This is a genomic window from Paenibacillus sp. 01T422 (assembly GCF_056398785.1).
Genome location: NZ_JBFTQB010000328.1, coordinates 1 through 6,408 on the forward strand (window position 1 = coordinate 1; position 6,408 = coordinate 6,408).

The 6,408-nt window shown below is 46.5% G+C and carries 5 protein-coding genes; 3 read left to right on the forward strand and 2 right to left on the reverse strand.

The window, feature by feature from the left end:
• Window positions 1–270: 270 nt before the first annotated feature.
• A complete protein-coding gene (locus AC1DUA_RS18765; protein ID WP_477501217.1) occupies window positions 271–2,055 on the forward strand; it encodes a cache domain-containing sensor histidine kinase in 1,785 nt (594 codons plus the stop codon).
• A gap of 720 nt (window positions 2,056–2,775) precedes the next feature.
• Here AC1DUA_RS18765 and AC1DUA_RS18770 read toward each other — a convergent pair.
• Window positions 2,776–2,970 (reverse strand): hypothetical protein, encoded by a 195-nt coding sequence (locus AC1DUA_RS18770; RefSeq protein ID WP_477501218.1) that lies wholly within the window; start codon window positions 2,968–2,970, stop codon window positions 2,776–2,778.
• Window positions 2,971–3,082: 112 nt separating this feature from the next.
• Complete coding sequence (locus AC1DUA_RS18775) at window positions 3,083–3,955, reverse strand: AraC family transcriptional regulator (RefSeq protein WP_477501219.1); 873 nt, start codon at window positions 3,953–3,955, stop codon at window positions 3,083–3,085.
• A gap of 249 nt (window positions 3,956–4,204) precedes the next feature.
• On the opposite strand from AC1DUA_RS18775, the gene AC1DUA_RS18780 reads away from it, so the two are divergent.
• Window positions 4,205–5,398: an LLM class flavin-dependent oxidoreductase gene (locus AC1DUA_RS18780; protein ID WP_477501220.1), complete on the forward strand. Its 1,194-nt coding sequence runs from the start codon at window positions 4,205–4,207 to the stop codon at window positions 5,396–5,398.
• A gap of 42 nt (window positions 5,399–5,440) precedes the next feature.
• A partial coding sequence (locus AC1DUA_RS18785; protein ID WP_477501221.1) for an ABC transporter substrate-binding protein occupies window positions 5,441–6,408 on the forward strand: 968 nt, incomplete at its 3' end.

Sequence of the window (6,408 nt, forward strand, 5' to 3'; positions counted from 1 at the left end):
CCGTTATCCCGTGGAGTGTCCGCTTTGCGGTATTGACGATGGCGATGCTGCCGCCGATTGTGTTTTTCCTCGTTTTCCAAAAATTTATTATTCGCGGTATTTCGGTTTCGGGTGTAAAAGGATAAGCGAATAACGTCCATCAGAAACTATTTCTGGTGGCGTTTTCTTTTGCTTAAAAGGAGAATGTCTCCGTGATCGCGAAACTAGGTGAAAGCAAGGTGTATCGGGAATATGACCTGATGAAATAGCTGGAAAGGAAGGATAATCAGTATGCGAACAATGCTGCGTAATATGAATCTGATGAAAAAGCTGATCGTCCTGCTCATCTTATTCGTCGTCATCCCGATATTGGTCTTGGATTTGGTTGTTGCCAAGAAGCTGGAGTCCATTACAGAAGAGCAAGTGGGCAACGCCTTGCTGCAATTAGTGCGAGGAAGCCACTTAACGCTCGATAGGGAAAGCAGCGACTTCGAGGAGAAGACGGAGAAAATAATGATCTCTCAGGAGATTCAACAGCTCGTGAGCATCCCCTCCTCATCGGAATATGAGCGATTTGAAATCTTCAAGACGCTTGATAAATATTTGAACAATTATTCATCAAGTGCGATTCGTTATTCCATGTTCTTTTCAGACACCGATAAGCAGTATTCCTTCGTGCCGAATTCGGATATTCTAAACAATGGGATCTTTTATGCAACGGATTTGAATGCGCTCTCTTGGTATAAATCGGTTAGTCAAGCCAAGGGAAAAGGGGTTCTTCGCGTTATTGATAAGTTCGGCTATAATCCGAATAACGTGAAAACCGTTGCTTATTTGCGGCAGCTCAACAGCATTTATAACGGCGAAACGGTCATTGGCTACTTGCTTGTGTCGGGTATTGAGACGCCTTTGCAGCAGGACTTCTCGCCTTTCGATAAGTATGCGGATGGCCAAGTCATGCTGCTGGACCAAGAAAATACGGTGCTCGCCACCAACACGGAGAAATTCCAAATCGGCTCCACAATGCCCGCTGCAGCAGATCGAGTGGAGGGTGTTTATAAGCTGAAGGAAGCTGGCGTTGAGTATATGCATGTGCTTCATACAAGTGAAGCTACAAACACGAAACTGCTTATGAGGGTGCCTGTTCAATCGATCATTATCGATCATATCAGTGTGCAGCGCCTTGTGGATTGGATTATGTTTATTTATTTCTTTATTTTATTTTTGGCGAGCATGTACTTTATTCAATCGATCTTGAAGCCGATTTCGAGGCTGGCGCGAATTACCAATTCCTATCATCCGGGCAGACCGCTGGCGATTTCGATGCATTCGGAGAGTAAAAATGAGATCGTGCTGCTCAGTAACCATTTTATCCGGATGACCGACCGTCTGAATCAAACTATTTATGATCAATACGAGCTGGAATTAAAGCATAAGGAAATCGAATTATCGATTCTTCATACGCAAATTAACCCGCACCTCCTGTACAATACGCTGGAGTCTGTGTACTGGCATACGTTTATGGAAGGCGCGACAGAATCTGCTGAAATGATTAAGGACTTATCGCTTATTATGCGAATTGGGCTAAGTAAAGGAAAGCTGCTAATTCCGGTCATGGAGGAAATGAATCATGCGGAGGCTTACGTCCGCTTGCAATTGTTCCGCTATGAGTACGCCTTTCAGGTGCATTGGGATATCGAGGAGGAGGCCAAAAAGTACCTCGTACCGAAGGTCATTCTGCAGCCAATCATTGAGAACGCCATTCTGCACGGCATTAAGCATATGAGTCAGGACGGAGAGTTATGGATCACGGTGCGAGTGCGCAAGGGTCTCGTCATTATCAGCGTAGAGGACAACGGTTACCGGCAGGTGGATATCGAGATGCTAAATGCTATTCTAAAAGGCAAAGAGAACAATCGCGGGTTTGGCATCATTAATGTTCAGAAGCGGATACAGCTGCATTTTGGCAGCAGCTATGGCTTGCATTACAGCCACAGAGAGGATCAGGGTGTGCGTGCCTGGATTGAGATTCCGGCGATTCTGGACGAGAACGAATGGAAGCAGCCTCCGGCCTGAGGCTTGGGTGGCAGGTGATGTAATCGTCCTACCACCTTGCATCTGGGGAACTACAGTCCGCTATTTCCCGGCAAAGGCAAGGTTTCCACCAGTGATGGGAACTACAGTCCACTATTTAGCCGTTTTCTCGCCCGGAAAACGAGCCACGGAGGCGAAATAAGGACCTGTAATTCCACTCGGGTGGAAAAAGCCCGATTTCCTCTGGAATAGAGGACTCCAGTTCCCTTTCGAGTAAAGAATTAGTGGAAGTCACCGCTAGGTTATTTGAAATTTGTTGTTTGCAGATGATGTGAGGTGGCAGGTGGGTGGTATGGAATGTAGCGTGGATGGAAAGTGGAAGGTTGGTAAAGTAGCTAAACTCTGAGCCTAACGGAAATTACTTCGTTAGGCCTTTTTTATGGATGCAATCGTCCTACCACCGTGCATCTGGGGAACTACAGTCTGCTATTTCCCGGCAAAGGCAAGGTTTCCACCAGTGATGGGAACTACAGTCCGCTAAGTAGCCGTTTTCGCCCGGAAAACGAGCCAAGGAGGCGAAATAAGGACCTGTAATTCCGCTCGGGTGGAAAAAGCCCGATTTCCTCTGGAATAGAGGACGCCAGTTCCCTTTCGAGTAAAGAATTAGCGGAAGTCACCGCTAAATTATCTGAAGTTTATAACAAAAGAACCTAGCGGTATCTAGATACCGCTAGGTTCTTTTGCGTGAGGCTATGGTTAAGTTTAGTTTTGCGGTAAACCAAACTCGCTATTCGTTGATGTGTTGGGATCAGCAATATCCACATAGTGGTCGACCGTATCCAGGACCTGGCTCAACTGCCAGCGGCTAAAAATAACTTGGTCTGAAGAAATAGCATTATAGGTGCTTTCTTCTTTACTAATCTTAAAGCCTCGGTAATTCTCATAAATGGTTCTCATTCTGATCTCTCCCTCGCTTTGATGTATATCTTAAACTATCATCAAACGCGGATTTTTGGTAGAGGTGTAAATTGAAAGATATTGTAAATTCCTGTCTTATTTCATGAAAATATCATGAATTGCTTCTTTTTTGCTGCCTATAGACGGTTGGCGGCATCCCAATATGCTTCTTGAACGCTTTGGAAAAGCTGAATAAATCAGGGTAGCCAACAGAATTGGCGATTTCTGAAAGTGTGTACGCGGTTTGCTCCAAAAGCAGCTTGGCTTCATTCATTTTCAAACTCTGGAGGTACTGCATCGGTGTAACCCCGTATATTCTGCTGAACTGTTTGGTGAAATGAGTTCTTTCTACGCCAACATGCTCCGAAACTCGCTGCACAGTAATTCCCTCGGCGTAATGAATTTGCATATAAGAGAGGCCCATTTGCAGCCAGGTAAGCGCGCGGTTCTGTTGATCTGTGACGGGCCGATGCACGCCAGACAATGAATCAAAAACTTGATAAAGATGATTAAGCCTCGCCAAATCCGTCGCCTGGCGTTCTCCTTCGCTGACAGCGCTTATGAAATCCCACATCAGACTGATGGCTTGCCCTGTTGCTGCGCTTGAGAGATAAGGCGAGTGGGGGCTCAGCCCAATTCGTTCCAACAAATGAAGCGACTGCTTCCCATCAAAAGCCACGAAGATTTTACGCAGCGGATTGCTCGCGACCGTCACATATTCATGCGTCACCTGCGGAAATAAGCAAAACATATCGCCTTTGCCAAGCGAAAAGGTTTGATTATTTTGAACAAATGTTCCATGGCCTTCCAAAACGAAAATCAAATAATAATAAGGTGTCGTCCTAGGACCGATATGATAATTTGATTTTGCGATATTGTGACCGATTCGGATAGGCCAGACATTGCCTGCTTTTTCAAATTCAGAAGGGGTAAAATAGTAAATTTCCAAATATTCATGATGATCTTCACGCATATTTTTCCTCAATGATTACACCTCTTTTTCACATGCCCTGAACGCCGAATATTCGTTAGGAAAGCAGAACTACAACTCCATAATAAGATCAGAACCCACAAATTGACAAGTGGAAAATAACACGAAATGACATTGACCCTAGCTGTGGTTCGTTGTTATGATATTAATACATTCTATTCCTACCTTTTTTCTAGGATATTGACCAGACGACTGGAAATAACAAAATTATAAAATAACATCAAGTCGACAGGAGAGCCTGAGATGACACTTCATAAAGAGATTGAGTTTGGTTGGTTTTTGCCGACATCAGGTGATGGCAAGTATGTTGGGATAGCCCCGGAGCGGGAAGCTACGCTAGAGTATTTAATCGATGTTGCGCAGACGGCAGAACGATCTGGGTTTGAATTTGTCCTAATCCCAACCGGTGGCGCTTGCCTCGACGCTTGGGTTGTGGGCTCTGCGGTGATGAGCCATACGACTACATTGCGCCCGCTAGTCGCGGTACGACCTGGACTTGTTGCTCCCGTTCTAGCAGCGCGCATGGGCGCGGCATTGGACGTGCTTTCCGGAGGGCGGGCTATGATTAACGTCGTAACCGGCTCATCCGTGCAGGATTTGGAGGAACTAGGGGATCCCTTAGCTCATGCCCATGATGAAAGATACGAGCGTGCCAAAGAGTATGTAGAGGTTATGCAGCAGGCTTGGACACAAACAGAAGTCCTCGCAGCTTCCGAGTTTGCGGATGCAGCGAAGAGTGAAGAAGTTAAAGAAAACAAGCTTTATCAAGGCAAGTACTATCAATTCAATCGTCCCGTTTCTTCTCCGTTAACGATTCAAAAGCCGCATCCACCTTTCTACCTAGGAGGAAGTTCTCCTGTTGCTAAGCGATTGGCTGTTGAGACTGCAGACACCTACCTCATGTGGGGAGAGCCGCATGATTGGATTCGTGAGCAGATCAGCGAGATAGAAACGGTTCGGGCTGCGTTCATGGCAGAAACCGGCGTCGACCGTCCTCTTCGTTATGGATTAAGAGCACAGGTGCTCGTTCGTGAAACCGAAGAAGAGGCTTGGGCAGCAGCTTGGGAGAGTATCTCCAAGGTATCGCCGGAAGCAATTGAGAAAGCGCAAGCAGCGTTTGCCAAAACAGATGCTACCAATCAGCAGCGTCAGAACGATTTAAGAGAGCTCTCGAAGGGCCAGCAATTCGTCGTAGGACCYAATCTGTGGACTGGTTTATCCTTGGTTCGCTCCGGCGGTGCCATCCTCATTGTAGGCACAGCCGACCAGGTCGCGGATCGTTTGATTGAATATGCCGAATTAGGCATCTCGTCGTTCATTCTGTCTGGTTACCCTCATCTGGAGGAGGCGGAGATATTCGGTCAAGCCGCACTTCCTTTATTCCGGGAAAAATGGCAGTTGAAGCTGGCAGAAGCCGAAGTGGCGTCCAACGCGTAAATGAAGCACTTCTAACGAAACAAACAATCAGGAGGTCTTTCCATGAAAAAACATAAAAGAAAGAGCGGGTTCCTCGTCGCCACTGTCACGCTATTATCCATTCTTACGGCTGCATGTGGGTCAGCTACGGACACCGCATCGACGCCAGGAACATCATCTGGAGGCAGCGCGACGGCTGCTTCAGACAAACCTGTTACCATTAGCTTCCTGCATTGGCGTGGAGAAGATGTGAACTCCCTGAACGGCATTATTGCCAAATTCCAAGCCGAGAATCCGACGATTAAGGTCGAGATGCAAACGATGCCCTCGGAGCAATACCAATCCACAGCGCAAGCCAAGCTGGCGGACGGTTCTGTAGGTGATGTTTTTACATCTTTTCCTGGCGCGCAGTTTGAAGCGTTATCCAAAGCAGGTATTTTCGCGGATTTATCCTCAGAAAAGTTTCTAAGCAATTTTAATGATACCCTCATTCAAGTGGGCAAAAAAGACGGTAAACAAGTGGCAGTGCCTTACCAACTGGTCTACAATGATCCGATTTATAACGTAAAACTATTCCAAAAGTTTAATCTGACTCCGCCTAAGGATTGGGAAGGTTTTCTGGCTTTATGCGAAACGCTGAAAAAGAACGGCATCATTCCAATTGCCTTCGCAGGTGCGGATATTGGCCCTGGGCAATTCATGAATCCGATGGTGATGAACAATGAACCAAGCACCGATATCTTCACCAAAGTTGAAGCAGGGCAAGCGAAATTAACCGACGAGTTCTGGGTCAAAACCTTGACACAGTTCAAGGAGCTTAACGATAAAGGCTATCTCCAACCTGATGCGCTTGGCACGAAGGACGCGGCAGCGGGGGCTCTTTTTATACAAGAGAAAGCAGCCATTCTAGCCAGCGGATCTTATCAATTAGCGCAAAATAAAAAGCAAAATCCGAATCTGGAGCAAAAATTGCTCGCGCCAATTACGGTAGCTGCTGACCAAGCAAAATTCGAAGGCGTGCACACCAGTAC